Source organism: Coprococcus sp. RTP21281st1_F1_RTP21281_210402 (assembly GCF_040915325.1).
In the GTDB taxonomy this organism is placed as follows: Bacteria; Bacillota; Clostridia; order Lachnospirales; family Lachnospiraceae; genus Coprococcus; species Coprococcus aceti.
In genome coordinates this window covers 28,449-51,050 of record NZ_JBCPDQ010000014.1, presented here as the reverse complement: position 1 = coordinate 51,050, position 22,602 = coordinate 28,449, and the positions used below count along the sequence as shown (strand labels likewise).

Annotated in this window: 18 protein-coding genes; all 18 read right to left on the bottom strand. The window is 45.3% G+C overall.

Features of this window, described 5'->3' with window-relative positions; all coding sequences use genetic code 11:
• Positions 1-164: 164 nt before the first annotated feature.
• A complete protein-coding gene (tsf, locus tag AB5150_RS14800) occupies positions 165-1,244 on the bottom strand; it encodes a translation elongation factor Ts (protein ID WP_238050360.1) in 1,080 nt (359 codons plus the stop codon).
• 182 nt (positions 1,245-1,426) lie between these two features.
• Positions 1,427-2,161, bottom strand: a complete 735-nt coding sequence (gene rpsB / locus AB5150_RS14795; protein ID WP_015533520.1) for a 30S ribosomal protein S2 — start codon at positions 2,159-2,161, stop codon at positions 1,427-1,429.
• A gap of 208 nt (positions 2,162-2,369) precedes the next feature.
• Positions 2,370-3,185: a hypothetical protein gene (locus AB5150_RS14790; RefSeq protein WP_368292128.1), complete on the bottom strand. Its 816-nt coding sequence runs from the start codon at positions 3,183-3,185 to the stop codon at positions 2,370-2,372.
• Positions 3,186-3,215: 30 nt separating this feature from the next.
• On the bottom strand, positions 3,216-3,962 hold the full coding sequence (locus AB5150_RS14785; RefSeq protein WP_368292127.1) for a hypothetical protein: 747 nt from the start codon (positions 3,960-3,962) through the stop codon (positions 3,216-3,218).
• A gap of 19 nt (positions 3,963-3,981) precedes the next feature.
• Complete coding sequence (locus tag AB5150_RS14780; protein WP_368292126.1) at positions 3,982-5,190, bottom strand: hypothetical protein; 1,209 nt, start codon at positions 5,188-5,190, stop codon at positions 3,982-3,984.
• 38 nt (positions 5,191-5,228) lie between these two features.
• Positions 5,229-5,993, bottom strand: coding sequence for a GTP-sensing pleiotropic transcriptional regulator CodY (codY, locus tag AB5150_RS14775; RefSeq protein WP_022216094.1), 765 nt, complete (start codon positions 5,991-5,993; stop codon positions 5,229-5,231).
• Between the two features lie 321 nt (positions 5,994-6,314).
• Positions 6,315-8,399, bottom strand: a complete 2,085-nt coding sequence (gene topA, locus AB5150_RS14770; protein WP_117549412.1) for a type I DNA topoisomerase — start codon at positions 8,397-8,399, stop codon at positions 6,315-6,317.
• 77 nt (positions 8,400-8,476) lie between these two features.
• The gene (gene dprA / locus AB5150_RS14765) at positions 8,477-9,556 is read right to left on the bottom strand and encodes a DNA-processing protein DprA (protein WP_055279883.1); all 1,080 of its coding nucleotides are present in this window, start codon (positions 9,554-9,556) and stop codon (positions 8,477-8,479) included.
• 1 nt (position 9,557) lies between these two features.
• Positions 9,558-11,090, bottom strand: a complete 1,533-nt coding sequence (locus tag AB5150_RS14760) for a YifB family Mg chelatase-like AAA ATPase (RefSeq protein WP_055279882.1) — start codon at positions 11,088-11,090, stop codon at positions 9,558-9,560.
• Between the two features lie 120 nt (positions 11,091-11,210).
• The gene (locus AB5150_RS14755; protein ID WP_055272732.1) at positions 11,211-12,101 is read right to left on the bottom strand and encodes an ABC transporter permease; all 891 of its coding nucleotides are present in this window, start codon (positions 12,099-12,101) and stop codon (positions 11,211-11,213) included.
• Positions 12,079-13,044, bottom strand: a complete 966-nt coding sequence (locus tag AB5150_RS14750; protein WP_368292125.1) for an ABC transporter ATP-binding protein — start codon at positions 13,042-13,044, stop codon at positions 12,079-12,081. The genes AB5150_RS14755 and AB5150_RS14750 overlap by 23 nt, the downstream gene beginning before the upstream one ends.
• Positions 13,044-15,353, bottom strand: a complete 2,310-nt coding sequence (locus tag AB5150_RS14745) for a hypothetical protein (RefSeq protein ID WP_368292124.1) — start codon at positions 15,351-15,353, stop codon at positions 13,044-13,046. Before AB5150_RS14745 ends, AB5150_RS14750 begins: the two co-directional genes overlap by 1 nt.
• 180 nt (positions 15,354-15,533) lie before the next feature.
• Entirely contained in the window at positions 15,534-16,493 is a 960-nt protein-coding gene (locus AB5150_RS14740) for a GTP-binding protein (RefSeq protein WP_015533531.1), read from the bottom strand.
• Between the two features lie 31 nt (positions 16,494-16,524).
• A complete protein-coding gene (locus AB5150_RS14735) occupies positions 16,525-17,670 on the bottom strand; it encodes a CobW family GTP-binding protein (protein WP_368292123.1) in 1,146 nt (381 codons plus the stop codon).
• Between the two features lie 139 nt (positions 17,671-17,809).
• Positions 17,810-18,718, bottom strand: a complete 909-nt coding sequence (locus AB5150_RS14730) for a mechanosensitive ion channel family protein (protein WP_015533533.1) — start codon at positions 18,716-18,718, stop codon at positions 17,810-17,812.
• Positions 18,719-18,733: 15 nt separating this feature from the next.
• On the bottom strand, positions 18,734-20,617 hold the full coding sequence (locus AB5150_RS14725; RefSeq protein ID WP_368292122.1) for an alpha amylase C-terminal domain-containing protein: 1,884 nt from the start codon (positions 20,615-20,617) through the stop codon (positions 18,734-18,736).
• Positions 20,618-20,636: 19 nt separating this feature from the next.
• Positions 20,637-21,872: a DUF1015 domain-containing protein gene (locus tag AB5150_RS14720; RefSeq protein ID WP_055223949.1), complete on the bottom strand. Its 1,236-nt coding sequence runs from the start codon at positions 21,870-21,872 to the stop codon at positions 20,637-20,639.
• A 41-nt stretch (positions 21,873-21,913) separates the two neighbouring features.
• Entirely contained in the window at positions 21,914-22,480 is a 567-nt protein-coding gene (locus AB5150_RS14715) for an AAA family ATPase (protein WP_015533536.1), read from the bottom strand.
• Positions 22,481-22,602: the final 122 nt, after the last annotated feature.

Genomic DNA, 22,602 nt, shown 5'->3' with positions numbered 1-22,602 from the left:
CCTGCTCGTTACTCAGCTCGTTTGCGATCATCTGAACCGCAATTACATAGATTATATTTTATACAGTGCCGGATATCAACAGAAACAGACAATAAAAAAGCCTCACGGCCAGCTCAAAAGCCAACCGCAAGGCAATTATTCATATATTCAGATACGGGATATGATTAAACGTTCATCTGCTTAGCAACCTCGGCTGCAAAGTCCTCGTTCTTCTTCTCCATTCCCTCTCCAACCTCGAAACGAACGAAGCTGGCGATCTTGAGATCCTTGTTAACTGACTCAAGGTACTTGGCAACTGTCTGCTTGCCATCCTCAGCCTTAACGTATACCTGATCAAGAAGGCTGATCTCCTTAACCTGCTTTGAGATACGTCCCTCAACAAGACCATTGAAGATCTTATCTGCAACGATAACATCCTTATCAGCAATAGCAAGCTCTGCAAGCTGTGCCTTTGCCTCCTTTGAAAGGAAGTTGAATAAGAAGTTCATGTTGCTCTTCTTCTCTTCGTAGATAGCTACATCCTCTGCGCTCCATACGCCGTCAACAGCCTTTGCGATAAGCTTGTTAAGGATTGGCTTTGGAAGTGTATCAGGTGCATTAAGTGCACTGTCAACTGTGATCTCCTTAAGCTTAGCCATAGCGTCTGCTGAGATATCAGCTCTGCTGATGTACTGTGGGTTCATAGCTGCGATCTGCATAGCTACGTTCTTGAGTGCTTCCTTAGCAGCGTCATCGCTTGCGCCGTTACCAGCTACGATAACACCGATTCTTCCATTGCCGTGTAAGTAGTCAACTACTACATCGCCTGAAAGCTTCTGGAATCTACGGAATGATAACTTCTCTCCGATTGTTGCTGTCTTGTCAACAAGGGCTTCCTTAAGACCATTCTCTCCGAGAAGTGCCTCAACATCCTCGCCATCCTTGCCACCAACAAGTGATGAAGCAAGTGCCTGATCAGCGATCTGCTGAACAAATGTCTGGAATACCTCGTTCTTAGCAACGAAGTCTGTCTCTGAGTTAACCTCTACAACAACACCTGTTGTACCATTAACTGCTGCACGGCAGATACCCTCTGCTGCGATTCTGCTTGCCTTCTTCTCAGCCTTAACTGCACCGCTCTTACGAAGTACATCTACTGCTGCTTCCATATTACCATCAGTCTCTGCAAGTGCCTTCTTGCAATCCATCATACCGGCACCTGTGAGCTCTCTTAACTCTTTAACCTGAGCTGCTGTGATTGCCATCTTATTTTACCTCCAAATTTGAATATTGACATATCATAATAATGGTTATGTCGTTTTATTAAAGCTTTTTCAGCCTGTATATGTCTCTTTAAAAGTCACGGGATAATACTTTTTATATTACCCCGTTACCTTTTATAATCATTTATTAATTATAATCAATGATGATCAATATCAACTACAGATTACTCCTCTGCAGCCTCCTCAGCCTCTGCCTCATCTACTGAATCAGCATCAACACCCTGCTGAGCCTCGATAACAGCGTCTGCCATCTTTGAAACGATAAGCTTTACAGCTCTGATAGCATCGTCGTTACCAGGGATTACATAATCAAGCTCCTCTGGATCACAGTTTGTATCAGCGATACCAACAAGCTTAATTCCAAGTGACTGAGCCTCCTGGATACATATTCTCTCCTTCTTAGGATCAACAACGAAGATCATGTCTGGGATTCTCTTCATGTTCTTGATACCGCCAAGATTCTTCTCGAGCTTCTCCATCTCCTTCTTGATCTGGATAACTTCCTTCTTAGGAAGAACGTCAAATGTACCGTCCTGCTCCATCTCCTCGTACTTCTTAAGAGTAGCGATTCTTGTCTGGATTGTCTTGAAGTTTGTAAGCATACCTCCAAGCCATCTCTCATTTACATAGTACATACCGCAACGCTCTGCCTCGCTCTTGATTGAGTCCTGAGCCTGCTTCTTTGTACCAACGAAAAGGATTGTTCCACCGTTTGCAACACAATCACCGATTGCATTGTAAGCATCGTCAACCATTCCTACTGACTTCTGAAGATCGATGATGTAGATACCATTACGCTCTGTGTAGATGTATGGCTTCATCTTAGGGTTCCATCTTCTTGTCTGGTGTCCGAAATGTACACCTGCCTCTAATAACTGCTTCATTGAAATAACGCTCATTTTTTCTACCTCCATGGTTAAAATCTTCTGCCGGCATCAACTCTTTGGACCACCCGAGCACAGGCACCACGCCAACTATCAACCAGCATGTATATTTGTTATGCGCACTCACGCAATCGACATTGTAACACAAAAAAAAAGTGCATTCAAGCACTTTTTTCTGAAAATATATGTTTTATAAGAAGTATTCTGTCTGCCGGTCCGTGTTCTATTTTGCTCTTGTCCTGATGCTGTTTATTATATATGAAACACTGGCTACAACAAACAGAAGATAACCGACCGCAAGCTCACCCCAGAATGAACTCATAGTATCTGCAGCATCCAGCACATCATACATACTCTTATAACAGTCAAAGAAGCTCACATCATATCCATAATCACTAAATTCCTGATATAATTCCATGCTGACACTCAGTCTCTCTGAAATGTATATCATTCCTATACACAACACTACGCAGATTATTATGCCCTTCAGGTCAAGTTTCTTTCCAAACTTGTTGTACCCCATCATGGCACATATGACCATAACCGCTCCTGATATGCCTGCGATATAACCAAGCTTATACACAACAAGCCAGAGCACAACTCCGACCAGTGATCCAAGAAACGCTCCTACCAGTCCTGCCAGAACATTTGATCCGGAACTCTTTGCTTTTTTCCCCTGTGGATTCATAGTCTCCTGATCGTAGCCCTGGCCATATGGCTGACTCTGTCCATACATCTGGTTCTGGCCATACTGTGGATTCTGACCATACATCTGGTTCTGGCCATACTGATGATTCTGACCGTACTGCTGTCTCGGATAATAGTTGTCCGTCTGTGAGGCAGCTCCACTATCCGGTTCAGCCGGATTGTTATACCGGTACATAGGACTGGTCTCACTGTGAGTTATTCCAAATTCATTCGGTACATACTGCAAGGCTGCCGGATTTGGCGCAAACGGATCCATACTACTACTACCACTACCCGCACTGAAACGCTGTCCCGGATATCCCATCTCCTCATTATTCATATTGTCTCCCATAATTGATTACTCCTCCCTTTTCTCGTATCTTTACTGATTACCTAATAGTATCCATACTATTCCGCCATTTGTCTCATTGCCGGTAAATGTGTATGTTCCAGGTACAAGACTCTCAGAATATCCCGATCTGAGAAGCCAGTCATAATACTCATCTGCATCCCTGATGCCTATCTGTCCAAGCAACTGGCATATCTCGTATGCTGATGTGCCGGCTCCAAATGTGATCTCTCCGCCGCCATTGTCATACTTGATGGCACTCGCTTTCACAGCCTCTGTCGCCGCCTCGGTAGTCTTATTTGTGCTGCTTCCTGAACCGGTCTGCGAATTCTTATCCTCTGTATAGCCGTTGTCCTTGGCAGATGGAACTCTCTCTGTCTTATCAGAAAGACCTCCGTTGTTATCTGTTGTGCCGGTTCCATTTGACTTGTCGGAGCTTCCGGTCGTACCACTGTTGCTTCCACTGCCGCTCTCTGCATCGCTCTTGCCATTTTCTGACTTGCCTGTCTCTGTTGTAGTCTTATTGGCATTGGCATTCTTTTCCGTGGTTACTTTCTCTGTCGTTGTCTTTTCTGTCGTCTTATCCTCAGTCTTCTTCTCTGTTGTCGTCTCTGTGGAAGAATCCTCTGTGCTCTTATCCTGCTGCTGACTTACGACCGCCGTCTTGCCCTGACCTGAATCAGTTTTTCCGGCATTTCCAAAATTAAACGCAACAGTCATGGTAAGTGCTCCTATCACCAGCCCTGTACCAAGGCCTCTGAAATAACTTTTTTTATACATAGCTTACCTCCCGGACTGATTACTGTTTGTCAGCCTCATTGATCTTGTCTATCATAACCTTAGCCTCTCCAACTCCTATTCCAAGTTTGTTTGCGATCTCCATGATGCTGAGTCCCTTCTTGTGCAGATCTGCAACCTGCGACTCTACATCTGTGCCTTCATCCCATATATCAACAACCTTGTTCTGAGCGGCTTTCTTCTTTTTTCTCTTCTTTGAACGATTGTTTCTAGATCTGGCAGCATTGTTATTCTCAGCGATCGCTGCGGCTGCCTTCTCAGGATTTTCAGCCTCTACCACTGTAAATGCACTGTCTGTTACCGGTGCATCCTCCACACTGACTGCTTTCTCGGCAGCCTCTGCATCTGCAGCAGCCTCAGTTCTGCTCTCTGACTCGGTATTCTCTTTCTGCGCTTCACCCTCGGATGTCTCCGACTTATCATTGTCAGCGATACCGTCTGTTTTTACGTCATCTTCTGCTTCAGCATCAGCTTTAGTCTCAGCTCCATCTGCTGTCTCTGTCTTATCTGCTGCCTGAGAATCATTTTCTGACTGAGCTTTCTCTGCATCCGGCTCAGTCTTCTCTGATCCGTTATCTACCTCCGCAGGCTCTGACTCGGAAGTCTCTACAGTCTCAGGCTCATCGTATGTCACAGGCTCTTTCTCGCTGGTATCATCCGGATCATATGCCTCGTATGCATCCTTAAGGCTCTGGTTGATGTAATCTATCATCTGCTTCTTGGCCTTCTCTGACAACTGTTTCTCACAAGCCTCAAGCTCTGTCTGCATCTTCTTCTTTGCAGCCTCTATACCCTCCTCGTATGCCTTGACTGCATCATCTATCTTCTTCTGGGTATCAGCCTGGGCTGTCTCATTTGCCTTGACTGTGCCGGCTCTGAATTCATCCAGCTCCTTCCTTGTGCTGTCCATGAGCTCACTCATTTCCTTCTTTGAACTCTCTCTCATCTCAGCAAGCTCTTTTTTCGATGACTCCCTGACTTCATCAAGGCCCTTTTTCATGTCTGATTTCACAGCTTCGCCCTGTTTCTTCAGCTCATTCTTCTTCTTCTCTACAAGGCTGTCACAATACTCATCAAGCTTCTTCTCCAGATTCTCCCTGCTCTCATCCATCACAGAATTCTCTGTATTCTCTTTTGGACCGTCAGTGAGGAAAAAGCTTACTATCACTATCGCTACACCTACTATCAATGTCACTATTGCCGGTATCATATATTTCTCTCCTTTTCGATGTATTTATAATTCTGTTCTCAGGCATTCTTCAGTTCATCAAACACCACATCATTCAGCACTTTTATGTACGTGCCCTTCATTCCCGATGATCTCGCCTCGATAACACCTGCGCTCTCAAACTTTCTGAGTGCGTTCACTATAACCGATCTTGTTATGCCTACCCTGTCTGCGACCTTGCTTGCCACCAGTATTCCCTCTTCGCCGTCAAGCTCGGAAAAAATGTGTTTGATCGCCTGCAGCTCTGAAAACGACAGAGTGTTGATTGCTGATCTCACTATGGCCAGCTTGCGGTTCTCCTCAGCATTCTCCTCATTGAGCGCCCGCATCATCTCAAGTCCCACAACGGTGGTTCCGTATTCGCCAAGAATGATGTCATCTATATCGTACTCAGTCTGAAGTCTGTACAGAAACAGAGTTCCAAGTCTCTCTCCTGCTATATCAATAGGAAGGAGCAGACCATGATACTTGTCTATATCCTTTCCATCAAATCCAAGTGTCGTCAGATTAACATTCTCCTTAGTGGACAGGACGAGAAGAAGACGCTCGTTGAGCATGTTGTCTATGAGACTTCCTACCTTACCCTCAATGAGCTCATGGATCTCCGGAATATCCTCTCTGTTCTTGAGTCCGAGTATCTTGCCCTTCTTGCTTATTACCATCACGTTTGAAGCAAGAATGTCGCTGAGCACATCACAAATGTCATTAAAAACAACCTTATGTGAATTGTTATTGTGCAATAACTTGTTGATTTTTCGTGTTTTATCTAACAATTGTACACTCATAAGTTAACCTCCATTTTTTTATGTAATAAAAAGTATCTTTTGCTCGAAATATTATGACTATTTGTGATTCTACCACAACAAGATTGACATAACAACCATATTTTATGTAAAGTTGTCCTAAAAACAAAGATTTAAGGAAGTGTTGATTTTACTGGATTTTTCAGCCACAACATATAGTGGTCAGTCTTTTTTTCGACACAATTTTAATAATTATGACAACCATACACTTCTTTTAATTTTTCTACAATTCAACAAAAAAACAGACAAATTCACTAATTGTCTCCAATTAGGAATCTGTCTGTCACATATCTTATATCTTAATTATTTATCAGCAGTCTCCGCCGCCTTGTTGTTGCAGGTATAACCACACTCCTGATCTGAGCATACCAGCTTATTGCCCTTTACTATCATGTACTTTCCACATTCAGGACATTTCTCATTGCTTGGCATTGCCCATGACATGAAATCACACTCAGGTGCATTGATACATCCATAGTATCTTCTGCCCTTTCTCGTCGTCTTGATGACCACGTCTCCGCCACACTTAGGACAGGTAACACCTATCTTCTCGTAGAACGGCTTTGTAAATCTGCACTCAGGGAATCCAGGACACGCCAGAAATTTGCCGTGAGGACCATACTTGATGACCATGTTTCGTCCGCACACGTCACACACTTCCTCGGACACCTCATCCTCTATCTTGATGGACTCAAGTTCTGCCTCCGCCTTCTTCACCGCCTCGTCGAGATCCGGATAGAAATTGCGGACAACCACTTTCCAGTCCACGGTTCCCTCTCCTATCTTATCGAGAAGGGACTCCATGTTAGCCGTGAAATTCACATCTATGATAACCGGGAACGCCTGCTCCATGCTCTGGTTAACCGCATCACCTATGGCTGTCACATATAACTTCTTCTGTTCCTTCGTTATATATCTTCTCGCAAGTATGGTCGATATGGTTGGAGCATAGGTACTTGGTCTTCCAATTCCAAGCTCCTCCAATGTCTTGACAAGCAATGCCTCTGTATATCTTGCAGGCGGCTGTGTAAAATGCTGTTTCTCCTCAAAGCCGTCAAGCTCCAGCACATCGCCCTCAGCAAGATTGTTGATTCCCGCAACTGTCTCTCCTCTGTCATTGTCCAGATTGTATACAGCAAGGAATCCGTCAAATGCTATCTTTGATGCGGATGTCTGGAATGTCGCATCGCCGCAGCTTACCTTTACACTCTTGACAGAATATACCGCCCCCGCCATCTGGCTTGCAAGGAAACGATTATATATGAGCTGATACAGTCTGAACTGATCCCTTGAGAGCTGTTCCTTTACCATGACCGGTGACAGAGTCACATCTGTAGGTCTGATAGCCTCATGAGCATCCTGTATCTTCTTGTCTGTCTTGGCGCGTCCATTTGAATCGCCAATATATATCTCACCGAAATTGTCCGTTATATATTTGTCAGCAGCAGCAACTGCTTCCTCTGATATTCTAGTGGAATCTGTTCTCAGGTATGTTATGAGACCTATCGTTCCACGGCCCTTGATATCAACTCCCTCATAGAGCTGCTGTGCGATCCTCATCGTCTTGGATGTCGCAAAATTGAGCTTCGATGAAGCCTCCTGCTGCAGCGTACTTGTTGTAAATGGCAGCGGTGCCTTCTTGTTTCTCTCACTCTCTTTTATGGACTTTACAACGTATTCTCCATCTTGAAGACCGCTGAGTATCTCATCGAGGGCCGCTCTGCCTGATATCTCTTCCTTATTCTTACCATCTCCGGTAAACTTGAACGTGATAGGCTTCTTGAGCTTGCCGCCGGTCAGATTCGCGTCCAGTGTCCAGTATTCCTGCGGGATAAAATCATTTATCTCCTTCTCCCTGTCACACACGAGCTTGAGTGCAACAGACTGTACACGTCCGGCAGAAAGACCTCTCTTGATCTTTGCCCAGAGAACCGGGCTGATCTTGTAACCAACAAGTCTGTCGAGCACTCGTCTCGCCTGCTGGGCATCCACAAGGTTCATGTCTATGTCCCTTGCCTGCTTTATAGAATTCTTTACCGCATTCTTTGTAATCTCATTGAACGTAATTCTCTTGTAATCCTTATTCTCCAGCTTAAGTGCTTTCATCAAATGATAGGATATAGCCTCTCCCTCACGGTCCGGGTCAGTTGCGAGATAGATCTTGTCAGCCTTCTTAACCGCTTTTCTCAGAGCGGCAAGGATATCACCTTTACCCCTTATAGTGATATATTTGGGCTCGAAATCATTATCAACGTCTATTCCCATCTGACTCTTTGGCAGATCTCTCACATGGCCATTCGAAGCAATCACCTCATAGTTTGATCCAAGAAACTTTTTTATTGTCTTAGCTTTAGCTGGAGACTCAACAATAACAAGATTTTTTGCCATAGCTATCTGTCCTTTCTGTAGGTTTCCTGTAATTCTTATCATCCCAGAGCATCTTCCGGCAGTGTTCATTTTCATGGTCAGGCTCTGACATAATAATTTCTTACCAACTGTTTTATCAATCTTTTCTGTTCTAATTCATACAATATCTGAGTCACCTCAGACACTGAAATCCCAGTCTCGAAGCATATATCATCTATATGCCTTGATTCCAAACGTACACAACTATACACTTTTTTCTCTGCAGGCGCAAGTAAATTTTTGTTAAATGCCTTTGATTCAGCTCGGTTTATGCCCATTTCATCAAGTATATCCTCCACCTGTGTGACACACACCGCCCCCATTCTGATAAGTCCGTTACAGCCTCTGCTGCCCGAATCCGTGATCCTCCCGGGAACAGCATACACTTCCCGCCCCTGCTCCAGCGCCTGGTCCGCAGTGATCAGAGAACCGCTTTTTTCCCTCGCCTCAACGATGAGCACACCGGACGAAAGTCCACTGATTATCCTGTTCCTGTACGGGAATCTGAAAGCATCCGGTCTTATGTCAAGCCCACATTCCGACAGCACTACTCCGCCGCCATTTCTTATGTCGTGATATATATCATAGTTCTCCCTCGGATACGGAACATTTATACCACTTCCGAGCACAGCCACAGTCTTTCCTCCGGCCTTCATGGCAGCTCTGTGCGCAGCGCCATCTATTCCCAGTGCCATTCCACTGACTATAGTAACCCCTGATGCTGCAAGCTCCCCCGACAGCCTGTCGGCAGCTTCCCTTCCGTACACAGAGGCCTTTCTTGCCCCTACCACCGCAACCGCAGGGTCCAGATCCGCCAGCACATCCACATCCCCTGCTGCAAACAGAAGCATTGGGGGATCCGGTATATCATACAGCTTCCCGGGATACAGCTTATGTCCCGGATATATATATGTAATGTCATTTCTTCTAAGCTCCTCTGCATATGCCGCAACTTTCCCGGCATCTCTGTGTTCAAGGAATCCGTCAGCCTGAGCCTGTGTGAGTTCATCCCGAAGCTGTTCCTCAGAAGTGTTCCACAGTCCTCTTATACCTCCGTATTTCATGGCAACGTTCATCTTCACAGTGTGAGTCATCCTGCTTATCATCCCAAACCAGAGATAAAGTAATTCCTCCGTCATGTCACACACCTCCCTGAATGTCCGCATTTCTGAAGAACACCGCTTCTCTCAGGTGTTTTATCCCGACCTCAGGATCTCCATCGAGATCCGCAATAGTCCTGGCTATCTTGAGTACCCTGTATGCTCCTCTCGCAGTCATATCCATATCGGCAAAACAGTCCTCCATGAAATTCTTTGCCTCGCCGTCAAGCACTACATATTTACTGCATAATGCCGAATCCATCTGGGAATTGAACCGTATATTTTCACCGCTGAACCTTTCACTCTGTATCCTCTGGGCTCTCAGCACACTCTCCCTCATTTCTGCTGAATTCTTCCCTGTCCGGCCACCAAATAACTGTCTGCAGTCCACCTTCCTAACATCCACATTTATATCTATCCTGTCAAGCAGAGGCTTGCTTATCCTGGCATTATAATTCCTGATCTGCCTGACCGTGCATGTACACCTGTTCATATCCGGGTACTGTCCGCAGGGGCATGGATTTCTCGCCGCAACCAGCATGAAGTCCGCAGGAAATCTGTATATTCCACCAAGCCTTGATATACTGACCTCACCGTCCTCAAGGGGCTGTCTCATGACCTCGAGCACGTTCCGGTTAAACTCCGGCAGCTCATCGAGAAACAGCACACCACCGTGTGCAAGACTTATCTCTCCTGGTCTCGGATTATGCCCGCCGCCGGACAGGGCATGCAGGGATATCGTATGATGAGGTGCCCGGAATGGACGGCGGTTTATTATATGACAGGATTCATCCAGAAGCCCCGCCACACTGTACACCTTCGTTATCTCTATACTCTCCTCAAGGCTGAGTCTCGGAAGTATCGTCGGGATACGTCTGGCTATCATGGATTTGCCTGCCCCGGCGGGGCCTGTCATGAGTATGTTGTGCATTCCCGCCGCGGCTATCTCCACTCCACGTTTAAGGGATTCATGCCCCATTACCTCAGAGAAATCCACTTCTGCTTCATCCCCTGACGTATCCAGCATGGCTTCTACATCAACATATTCAGGCTCTATGGTCTGTATACCACTCAAGTGATCGACCAGCTCTCCTATACTTGTGACCGGTATAACAGTCATCCCACGTATAATGGCGGCCTCCCTGGAATTTCCCGCCGGCACTATACAGCTCCTCACACCTTCGCTGTACGCAGAGTGAACTATGGACAGCACACCGCTCACCGTATTCACATGTCCGTCAAGCCCCAGCTCTCCAAGGATAAGTATGTTCTTTATATTGTCTGTTGGAATAACGCCCATGGACGCCAGCATACCCGCTGCGATGGGCAGATCGAAGGCAGTGCCTTCCTTTCTGATATCCGCCGGAAAGAGATTGATCGTTATTCTCTTCGGAGGAATGTTGAAACCGGAATTGCGCAGTGCAGTCCGGACCCGTTCTCCTGCTTCCTTCACGCAGGATGACAGGTATCCGACCATATTCATAACGGGAAGCCCATCGTGTATATCCGTCTCCACTGATATGAGCGTCCCGTCGATTCCCTGTACAAGTCCACTTAATACTTTACTATACATAAGCAAGTGCTCCTTCCTGCTCTGCCGAGCAGCCTCTCCATCGGAGCACATATTACACTAAAAAGGATATCCCATAATCAAACACAAGTCAAACTCCATTTTGTATACCTGTTTGGAATATCATATCCTTGACTTTTTCCTTTTTCTGCTGCCCTTAACCAGCTTCACCGAAGCCACCTTAAGTAGCACAAATGATGCTGCGAGATTCACACACACTGAGATCACGGCCATATGATCCACCACGAAATTCGTGTATTTACCGTATCCCGTCATGGTTTCCACCACAGATTCATCCCCGAGCAATCTGATGAAATTTTCTGCTATCCACATGGCAGGATTGACTGCATAGCACACTGCCTTTCCCATCATATAAGTAGCATAACTGCTTCTTGAACCGTCCGACATATACATCATGGATTCAAAAACTTTTCCTATCGCATATGATAAAAACACAACAACCGCTATAGTCACTATGGTTGATATGGCCGCCGACACAGAAGTTCTCTTCACGCAGGAGTAAAATATTCCGATACTACCAACGTATATATCTATAAAGAGAACCATTCCAAGATATTTGAACAGTTCGTCCCAGCCCATTCCTCCAACTATGAATGCAACCGCCATAAACGGAAGAGTTGCTATGACATACATTGCCGTGGTGGCAACTGCCGACAGGAGCTTACCTGCAACTATCGATATAGGTCTTACCGGAGTCGTCAGCATGATCTCAAGCGTCTGTCTCTCCCTCTCACCGGATATCGAGGTGGATGTGATTATCGGAACTATGAGTCCTATTATGCACAGCTCACACACCGCAAGCACAGGAAACATCTGTGCAATATTTGAATAATATACCTGATATGCCGAGCCTCTGCTCGTCATGAAGAGCATTCCGACAACCAGCGCAAACAGGCAGTTGATGACTGTTATCGTCACGACCATTCTGGCACTTCTCGCATTTACCAGAATATCCTTCTTCAATATGGGATTAATAATTGTTCTTCGCGCCACGATTCTCACCTCCCGTAATCTTAAGGAACAGGGATTCCAGATCTTCCTTATCCCTGAAAAACTGATGAACGTGCACACCGTTGTCCACAAGACTTCTGAGAAGCTCGGCGTCAGACTCCCTCGTGCCTGAATAATAGACAAAAATTTCTCCATCTTGTATACTTATGCGATCCACATTGAATCTTTCCTTCACAATGACAGATATCCTGTTGGCTGAGGCCTCCGCATCAAGTCCCAACATATATCCCTTTATCCTTACAGGAGGCATGTTCTTATCACCATTTACAATCTCATCCACGCTTCCGCTGGCCACTATCTTTCCGTGGTCTATGACACCTATACTCGTACACATCTCTGAAAGCTCCGGCAGAATATGCGAGCTTATCACGATGGTCTTGCCCATCTCCTTCAGATCACGCAGTATATTCTTCATATCATGTCTTGACCTTGGATCCAGACCCGAACTCGGCTCATCAAGCACCAGAAGCTCGGGATCATGTATGAGCGCTCTTGCTACACAGAGTCTCTGCTTCATACCTCTTGAAAGGCTGTCGACGAACTCGTCCTTTTTATCCTGAAGGGCGACAAGCTCTAGATATTTATCTGCGACCTTCTCCACTTCCCGCTTGCTCATACCGTACATGGAGCCATAAAAATCCATGTACTCCATGACCTTCAGATTGTCGTACACACCGAAAAAGTCAGGAACATATCCTATCTTCCGTTTCACATCCGCAGGTCTGCCAAGTGCGTCTACACCGTCTATGGTGACCTTTCCCGATGTGGCTTTAAGGAGTCCGCACATGATCCTCATGGTTGTCGTCTTACCGGCACCATTTGGTCCGACAAATCCGAATATCTCGCCCTTATCAATATGAAGATTCATATGATCGAGCGCAACAAACTTTCCATATCTCTTGGTGAGTTCTTCTATATCAACCATTACCGGACACCTCCCCTCGCACTGATATGTGGAAGGTAACTGTCCACATAATAATCTCCCTGCTGAGGAGATATAAATCTCATAGCCAGGCATCCGTCCGACATATATTTGTCAAGTTCCTGCCCCTTTATGATCGTTTGTCCATCGGCAAATACCGTGTCATATTCACCGGTCTCTCTGTTGAGCATCTGCACTACGACCTTGTTCTTGCCGCTTCCCGCCTGGGTCTTATCGTATATCAGTTCCGTTATATCATCATTCTTGCCAAATCTGATGTTAACGTCCACGGTTTCAGAATACATCAACAGATCGTCATCACCATAATCTGATCCGCCGATTCCATTCTCATCCCTGTCATAAATGCTGTAATAATAAACTCCATCCACATCCTCATATTTAAGGGTATCTATGTCGTATACCATATAGCTGCCATAATTTTCCGTATCGGCATCACTCATCATATCCGGATCCCGCTGTATGGTTCCCCACACAGCCACAACGCCGTCATCTGCAGCGAGTCTACTGTACTGGGCAAGCCGGAGCTGCATGTAATAATTTCTGGACCATTCCGCCGACGATTCATCATCTCCGAAATAATCCTCACCATACTTCTTCGTGTAATATGATCTCATTCCGTCAAGTATGGAGCCGCCGTCAAATTTGTGGGTATTCTTCCTGCTTATCCGTATGGTATCTCCCGCTCTCAGGACATCAGCAACGTAATAATATCCCTCGGACATGACCACAAGATTCTCCACATCGTACGAGGTGTCATTTGTCAATGTTCCCTCAAAGCCATCTGTATATAATGTCAAATTCTTCCGAATCCTTCCAATATCGTTGCTTCCAGCAAAGCTTGCATTAGCTGATATAGTGCCAAATGAACGATTGCTGTAATAATTCAGTGTAACGCCATCTTTTCCATCATTTTTTACCGCATTGAGATTGTCATAAAAGCTGGATTCCATGGAATCATCCATCTCGATGTTGGAATATTTGCTGTTGATGTCTATCTTGTATTGGCCTGATCTGCCGCCTATTATATATGAATATGCATCCTCCCGCTTGGTATCACCGCTTATATCCGCAGCCACAAATGTAAGTCCGATAGGCTTTGTAACTCTGTACTTGAGGCTTACCATATATATGGCACCTGTACCGATAATTGCACATACCGGGATAACTCCCCATATGAGCTCCTTCTTTTTGAGCCTGCTGAGGACGATGTACGCCACAGGACCACACACAATGATATATATGATCAGCACGAGCATAATGACAACAGGTGACGGGGTGCTTCTCTTGTTGGCTGCATTTGCCACATCATATCCATAATATGTGCCACCATAATACCAGCCTCCATCGATCCAGTTCTGTGTCATATCCGTAAAGCCTGCCTCCAGAACAGCCTGCGCCTGGGCAGTCTTATCCTTCTCATCCGTCTGTGCAAGCGAATACGGGAGCACCACGATCCTGCCATATCCCATATTCAGATAGTACCCATCTGAGCCGTCCAGCTCATGTACCTTCTGTGTGTCATTCACAGCGGAGACAAAATCGCCGTCAAAGCTGCTGAGTTCATTTTCATCTGACGACTTGGCCAGTATCATAGCTCCACCACTGTACACCCATTGTTTTATGGCAGCACTCTGCTTCTCTGACAATCCCGACAGATCATAATCATCCACCAACAGGTACTCTATAGCCTCCAGTCCCTCCTCGGACTCAGGAATGTCTGAGGGTGATAATGCAACAGTCTCTACCTTTGCATTATCATACACATTGTCCATGGAGACATCCTCTATATAAGACATGGCATCCTGTCTGTCACTCATCACGCCCACCGCGGCTACCATATCATTGCCCTCTATACTCAGTGAATCCCGCTCTGAGTACACCAGCTCTCCGTCACTGTCCTTGATCTCAACCTTTGCTATACCGGAGCCCATATTATCGACACAGAATTCCAGCTCTGTATTTTCTCCTGCCTTTAATTCCACATCTCTGGCATATGTCATATTCTTCGTGCCAAAGCCTTCGGAATAGCTCGTCTGTACAGACACATTTCCCGCAAAATCTGTGTCGCACACAATATCCAGCCTGATAACACTGCCTCTGTCATTTACCGCATATCCATTGAGTCCATACTTTAGCTGTATATCAAAATCAGGGTTATTTTCAATTATCCTCTGTTCAACCCGTCCATATGCACTATCTGTGTTCGTTTCCGCCATAGCTGGACAGATCATACCTCCAAGCAGCATAAGTGCAACCGCACCGCCACACGCAAGTTTCGCCGATCTGATCATAAGTCTTTCCTTCCAATTTGACTTTATTTTTTACACTAAACTTATAATAAATTCTGCCGGTAAATAACGCAACTTACACTTTCGTAAGGACACGTCAAAGCTCTTCCGGCATTCCCCGTCCGCGCAAAAAAAGCTCCCCGGATACATCAAATATCATGTATTCAGGGAGCTGCTCAACTCTTAACTGAAATATACTACCTCTTCATCAGGTGCACTTGTGAGTGTGACCTTCTCTGCTGTGAGAACAGGTCCTTCACCTTCAAAATCTGGGTAATACTCGTAGCCTATCTTGGCTGTGACATCAACCCACTGTCTGTCCACAAGATTCTTAGCACCCTGATAATAGCACTTGAATCCGACAAACTGGATATCCTCAACACAGCATGTCATGGCGAATCTTCCAGGAACAAATGCATTGCTGCCGTACTGCTTTGGTCTAAATACCATGGCCTTGAAGTGGATCTTCTTGCCGTCGTATCTCTCTTTCATGTCAGATGCATCCACATACCAGATACCGAAATCGTCATCCGGCAGTTCTATCACATCTGCGCTCACATCGTATGGCAGATCCTCAGGTTCATTTGTCTCAGGTGCAATGGAGCCATCTTTCATCTCAAAGATGATCTGTGCTCTTCTGTTCACCGCCTTGATGGATCTTCTCCACTCAGGGATCTTGGAATTCTCATCACATCTGTTGAAGATGACCATGTCCGCACTGTTGAACTGCTCAACCATGGTTGCCTTCATGTTCTGTGAGTACACATCGTATGTCTCCGCATTCACAAATGAGATAACCTGGACAACCGTCCATCCCTTTGGAACCCTTATCTCAAATATCTTATCGAGCTTCCACATACCATTGTACTCGATCATGACCTGTTCCGGATTGTATTTGTCCTGAAGGTCAAGGAGATGGTCTGTTGTGAGCTGATCTTCCTCTATGAACTCTGTATATATATTAGCCTTCTTCAGAGCCTCAAGATCATACTCCTCCTCTCCGTCCTCACAGACGAGAAGAAGTGTCTTGGCTCCACCTGTAAAGCCTCTGTCCATCAGGGTCTCCTTGGCAAATGTTGTCTTACCGCTCTCAAGGAATCCCATGAACACATATACAGGTATCTCTTTATTCTGACGTCCCATCATATTAACTCCTTATCATAGAACAACCTGCTTAAACCTCGAACAGTTCTGCAAGGTCGTCCTCCTTAAGCTTGCTTCCTATTACGCAAAGCTTACCAGTGATGTCAGCCTTGCCCTTTCTGACCTCAAACTCGCCTGGTACAAGATCAAAGTACAGCCACTCACCTGCATCGCTAGGTACGATACCCTTTGCTCTGAGGATAACACCGTACTTCTCTGTGTCAGCCAGAGTGTCAAGAATCTCTCTGAGTTTGTCCTCATTGTACTTGTGTGGTGTCTCCTTGCCCCAGCTTGTAAATACCTCATCTGCATGATGATGGTGGTGATCATGGTCATGGCAGCCACATGTACACTCATCGCCATGGTCGTGATCATGATGATGATCGTGGTCGTGGTGATGCTCGTGCTCGTCGTGATCGTGGTGATGCTCGTGCTCATCGTGGTCGTGATGATGCTCATGGTCGTCATCATGGTCGTGATGATGGTCATGGTCGTGACAGCCACATGTGCACTCATCGCCGTGGTCGTGGTCATGATCATGTCCCTTCTTAGCCTCATCCATCATTGTCTCCTCAAGAGACTTGTAGTTCTGCATAGCCTCTCTGATGGCTGCTCCATCGATCTCATCCCATGGAGTTGTAATGATGGTTGCATGATCGTTCTTCTCTCTGATCATGGCTACAGCCTTCTCTATCTTGTCCTGTGTAGTAGTCTGTGTTCTGCTCAGGATGATAGTGTTAGCACTCTCGATCTGGTTGTTGAAGAACTCGCCAAAGTTCTTCATATAAATCTTAACCTTTGACACATCGGCAACTGTTGTGTAGCTGTCGAGCTCTACATCAAGATCTCCTGATACATCCTTTACTGCCTTGATAACGTCAGACAGCTTGCCAACTCCTGATGGCTCAATGATGATCCTGTCAGGTGTGTAATCTGTGATAACCTGCTTAAGTGCAGTACCGAAATCTCCGACCAGTGAACAACAGATACAACCTGAGTTCATCTCTGTGATCTGAACGCCGGCATCCTTCAGGAAACCGCCATCGATTCCTATCTCACCAAACTCGTTCTCTATAAGAACCAGCTTCTCTCCCTTAAATGCCTGCTCAATAAGTTTCTTGATCAACGTTGTCTTGCCAGCTCCAAGGAAGCCTGAGATAATATCAATCTTTGTCATATCAATCACTCCTTAAACAAATTTATATTAAGACCATGTATACTAAATACACGGTCTTTGATATCTACATCCACATGATTATACTCGATTGCTTTTATTTTTGCAAGAAATCAGACATCATATGTGGATTATTGAGTATTTATTTCATGTGTACATCCATCTGATTAAATGGAATCTCTATGTCATTCTCGTCAAATGCCTTTTTCAGCTTCCACATGGCATCCCACTTGGCATCAAAGAACTTCTCTATCGTCGCATAGAACTTCACATACATATTGATCCCACTGTCTGCAAATTCATCTATATAGAACAGAATCTGCTCATCCGGAAGATAACCATCCACATCCTTAATGGTCTCAATGGTAACCCTCTTGACCTTCTCCATATCAGAATCATACGCAACAGAAAATGGTATATCCACCCTCCTCATATCATGCTCTGTCACATTCACAAGGGATGTGTTGGATATGTTGCCATTCGGTATGACGACTGATTTGTTGTCGAAAGTTATCAGCCTTGTATAGAATATGTCTATGGACACGACTGTTCCTTCGCAGTGGGTATTGTTCTCCACAATATAGTCACCGACCCTGAATGGTTTTAATATGAGAATCAACAAGCCGCCCGCAAGATTCGACAGACTTCCCTGAAGTGCAAGTCCGAGGGTAACCCCCGCTGTGCCTAGTATAGTTATAAATGAAGTGATCTGAAATCCCACAATGCTCGCCGCAGTGAGCACGATCAACACATTCAGAACAATCTTGACCGCAGATATGAAAAAACCAGCAACGCTTGGATCCAGCTTTGACCTCTCAAAACTCTTCCTGAGTATCCTGAGCAGCAACTTCACCAGCTTGAAGCAGACGACCATGAATATGACAGCCACAACTATACTGCCAAGCTTGGACATACACCAGTCTGTAAGCTTCTGGATATACTGCCCTACGATACTTACCTGATCCGTGGCCTCCTTCACCGCATCCCCGACCACACTCTCTGTGGTCGCAGTATCAGCCGCCATGTTATACAGATCACCAATCAATAGCATAAATGTCTATTCCTCCTATTTTACATGGGCAAACACTGCAAATGACAGTGCAGGAGCACTCACTTCTATCACGCCATCCGCAGCAGTCTTATATCCTTTGTTATTGTTGCCCTCGCCTCCGTATTTCAGGTTATCACTTGAGAAGATCTCTCTGTACTTTCCATCCGTCTCAACCGGAAGCTTATATCCTGTCACATTTTTAAGTCCGAAGTTGCAGACAATATACACATCATCTGCGACATCCAAACCATGTCTTACAAATGATATTACCTGTCCCTTCTCCTGTATATCAAGTGCACTGCCGGCAAGGTCCCTGCCATCACCGCACAGAGCATTCTTTGTATCGTATAATTTGTTGAGTTCCTTTATATATTTCTGAAAATAGCTGTTTGCATCGAACTCAAGAACCGACCAGTCGATCTGGGTTCTTCCGTCAAACCCGGCAAATCCGCCTAATTCCTGTCCCATAAACGTCAGCTTTCTTCCCGGTAGTGACATGGTGAGACCAAACAGAAGTCTGAGATCAGCATACTTGTCCTCATAGCCACCCGACATCTTGGATGCGTAACTTCCACGCTCATATGCAACCTCATCATGGCTGAGCGCCCATACGGTATCATCATTCTCGTCAAATGGTATACCACATGTATAATCCGTAAAGCTTCCTCTGTTCACTGGAGGTATCATCATGAAATCTGTCACTCTGGACACAGCTTCATTATTCCACCTGAGATCTGTCATGACAGCATCGCCTGCAGTGCCGAGGGTTGTTCTCAATGCTCTGATAAGTTCCTCGTCCTCCAGCCTTACTCCGTCCAGATGATATGTGTCTATCCAATATGCGATGCAATCCACATCCCTCACAGATACCATATCCATGATAACGCCTATTCCCTTGCTGTGGAAATGGTCGACCATAGCCATGAACTCCGTAGGTGTTCCAAATCTCGATGTCGGAGCGAACATTCCCACGGTATCATAGCCCCAGCCATTGTCATCTCTATATTCCATAAGTGGCATAAACTGTATGTAGTTGTATCCCATATTCTTCACGTACATGGCAGCCTCTTTGCCAAATTCGAGATAGTTAAGAGGATATCCATCTGAGTTTCTCTTCCATGTCGGCATGTGGACCTCATATATATTTACCGGGGCAGATACACTGCCTCTCTTCTTCATATATGAAGAGTCTAACCAGCTATACTCAAGCTTTGCAAGTACCGATGCATTTCCCGGTGCCACCTCATACACCTCAGCGTAAGGGTCTGCAAATATATCTGTATTTCCATCTCTGTATAATGCCTCGAATTTGTATCTGGTATTCATGAGATCGCCCGGAATGAACAGCTCAAACATATCAGTGTAGTCAATCCTTCTCATAGGATTCACGCGTCCATCCCATCCGTTGAAATCTCCGACCACACTGACCCTGGTTGCCCCCGGCATATTCATGCAGAACGATACACCCTGTACACCATCGAGCGTGATCTGTCTTGCTCCAAACAGATCCTTTACATGGAAATCCGACAATATTCCATCGTCTCCATTTACCACCTTCATGACATTGACCGGATCCACGCTGTATCCGAATGAATACGGATCATAGAATTCAGCCGCCTGCTCGCCTTCTGTTATGAGCTTATATGCAAATGCCCCGCTATCCTCGATCTTCACTGTAAAAAATCCCTGTGAACCTATCTCGGTCATAGGATATTTAAATATCGGCTCGCCCGTTTCTTCATTTATCCTGAGAACAAACGCAGCCGTAGCCCTCGGAAGGTATGCATTTACATAGCAGTCATTAAGACACTGGTGCATACCAAGAATATGATGAGGGTTGCCATGCGTACCCCTTGTTATCGCTGCAACCTCATCTGATTTCAATACAAATATCTCCATAAAACCCCTTCTCCTAATGTTAGTCTATCTTGTGTATAAATATTCCGCTTCTGAGCTTTGGCTCAAACCACGTTGACTTTGGAGGCATGAGAAGTCCCGCATCTGCAATGTCGAACAGTTCAGTGATGGATGTCGGATACATCGAGAATGCAACCGCCATTCCTCCATCCACCAGACGCTCAAGCTCTGCAAGTCCTCTGATTCCACCTACGAACATGATCCTCTGATCAGTTCTCGGATCCTGTATTCCAAGTATCGGTGCAAGCACATTGTCCTGAAGTACCGATACGTCAAGTCTGCCCACGACATCATCCGGAACAATACCTTCTCTGACATCCAGTCTGTACCAGCTTCCATCCATGTACATTCCCACCTGTCCTTTGACCTGTGGTTCCACCGGAACATCACTGGCTGTCACATCAAATATCTTTGAAACCTCATCCATGAATTCCTGCTTGTCATGTCCGTTGAGATCCTTTACCACTCTGTTGTACGGCATGATCATAAGCTGGTCATGAGGGAAAAGTACAGAGAGGAAATAATTGAATTCCTCATCCCCGGTATATCCCGGATTCTTCTCTCTCATATGGATTCCCGCCTTGACGGCCGATGCCGCCCTGTGGTGTCCATCCGCTATATAGATATCGTCCACTCCTTCAAATGCAGCTCTGATGGTGTCTATATCTTCCTGGCCATCTATTATCCATACGTTGTGAGTGATCCCGTCAGGTGATGTGAAGCCGTACAACTTATCACCCTTCTTCACTCTATCGATGATCTCGTCAACCTTATCTATCGCTCTGTACGCAAGGAATATAGGTCCCGTCTGCGCTCCGCATGCCTCGACATGCTTTATTCTGTCTATCTCCTTGTCCTCTCTGGTATTCTCATGCTTCTTGATGACTCCATTCATATAGTCATCTATAGAAGAACATGCCACGAGTCCTGTCTGATGCCGGCCATCCATGATAAGCTCATAAATATAATAGACTGGTCTGCGCTCCATGATATATGTTCCATCATCTATCATGCCCTGAAGCAGCTGACCAGCCTTATCATATACACATGGAGCATATGTATCCACATCTGGTCCAAAGGATGTCTCTGCTCTGTCCACTTTCAAAAATGATAATGGTTCGCGCTTGACCTCTATCTCTGCTTCCTGACGGTTATACACATCGTATGGCAAGGCAGCTACTCTGCCTGCAACATCTGGTCTCGGTCTATAGGCTCTAAAACTTCTGATTGTTGCCATATTCTCTACTCCTGTCATAAATATTTTATTGTATGTGCCAATTAACCTCTTACAGCCTTGACAACCTTCTTGATCGAATCCTCATATTCCTCCTCTGATGAGTTCTCGAATATGAAGAGATCCTTGATGTTTGTAGGCGGATTGAAGTTCTGGCTGTTGATGTACTCATCCCAGTGCTCAAGCTTCCATGTATCCCTGTCTGAAGCTCTCTTGATCATTCTCTCATGACATACATCTTTTCTTGTATTTACCCAGATAACGAAGAGCTCTGCATCTTTCTCTGCAAGCTTAGCGCGAAGATTGTCAAGATACTCATCATCTCTGATCTCCTCTGTGAACGGAGCATTGATGAGAACTGTATCATTGTAATCCAATGCCTCAAATGCAAGATCCAGCACACAGTAATACTCGTAATCTCTGATCTCCTTCTGGAAGAAGTCTGATGAACGGTTGTACTCCTGTCCGGCAACTACAAATATCTGCTTTGAAAGCACGATAAGTGTATCCTTGTCAAGGTATACACAATTGTGAAGTGCCTTTGCAACCTGCTTTGAAATAAATGTCTTTCCACATGCTGGTGGTGATGTAACTAAAATAAGCTTCTTCATATCTATAAATGCCTCCATGTAAATGAAATCAATTTTTCTAATAGTTTATCACAATTGCTATTTGCTTACAACATTTTTTAACGTTAAATAAAAATAAAGAACAGCAAAGAACAATATACGTA

Bases quoted from the DNA above. Each gene is read 5' to 3' on its own strand.
- tsf (WP_238050360.1), bottom strand. From the start codon at position 1,244: ATGGCAATCACAGCAGCTCAGGTTAAAGAGTTAAGAGAGCTCACAGGT.
- rpsB (WP_015533520.1), bottom strand. From the start codon at position 2,161: ATGAGCGTTATTTCAATGAAGCAGTTATTAGAGGCAGGTGTACATTTC.
- AB5150_RS14790 (WP_368292128.1), bottom strand. From the start codon at position 3,185: ATGGGAGACAATATGAATAATGAGGAGATGGGATATCCGGGACAGCGT.
- AB5150_RS14785 (WP_368292127.1), bottom strand. From the start codon at position 3,962: ATGTATAAAAAAAGTTATTTCAGAGGCCTTGGTACAGGGCTGGTGATA.
- AB5150_RS14780 (WP_368292126.1), bottom strand. From the start codon at position 5,190: ATGATACCGGCAATAGTGACATTGATAGTAGGTGTAGCGATAGTGATA.
- codY (WP_022216094.1), bottom strand. From the start codon at position 5,993: ATGAGTGTACAATTGTTAGATAAAACACGAAAAATCAACAAGTTATTG.
- topA (WP_117549412.1), bottom strand. From the start codon at position 8,399: ATGGCAAAAAATCTTGTTATTGTTGAGTCTCCAGCTAAAGCTAAGACA.
- dprA (WP_055279883.1), bottom strand. From the start codon at position 9,556: ATGACGGAGGAATTACTTTATCTCTGGTTTGGGATGATAAGCAGGATG.
- AB5150_RS14760 (WP_055279882.1), bottom strand. From the start codon at position 11,090: ATGTATAGTAAAGTATTAAGTGGACTTGTACAGGGAATCGACGGGACG.
- AB5150_RS14750 (WP_368292125.1), bottom strand. From the start codon at position 13,044: ATGGTTGATATAGAAGAACTCACCAAGAGATATGGAAAGTTTGTTGCG.
- AB5150_RS14745 (WP_368292124.1), bottom strand. From the start codon at position 15,353: ATGATCAGATCGGCGAAACTTGCGTGTGGCGGTGCGGTTGCACTTATG.
- AB5150_RS14740 (WP_015533531.1), bottom strand. From the start codon at position 16,493: ATGGGACGTCAGAATAAAGAGATACCTGTATATGTGTTCATGGGATTC.
- AB5150_RS14735 (WP_368292123.1), bottom strand. From the start codon at position 17,670: ATGACAAAGATTGATATTATCTCAGGCTTCCTTGGAGCTGGCAAGACA.
- AB5150_RS14730 (WP_015533533.1), bottom strand. From the start codon at position 18,718: ATGCTATTGATTGGTGATCTGTATAACATGGCGGCTGATACTGCGACC.
- AB5150_RS14725 (WP_368292122.1), bottom strand. From the start codon at position 20,617: ATGGAGATATTTGTATTGAAATCAGATGAGGTTGCAGCGATAACAAGG.
- AB5150_RS14720 (WP_055223949.1), bottom strand. From the start codon at position 21,872: ATGGCAACAATCAGAAGTTTTAGAGCCTATAGACCGAGACCAGATGTT.
- AB5150_RS14715 (WP_015533536.1), bottom strand. From the start codon at position 22,480: ATGAAGAAGCTTATTTTAGTTACATCACCACCAGCATGTGGAAAGACA.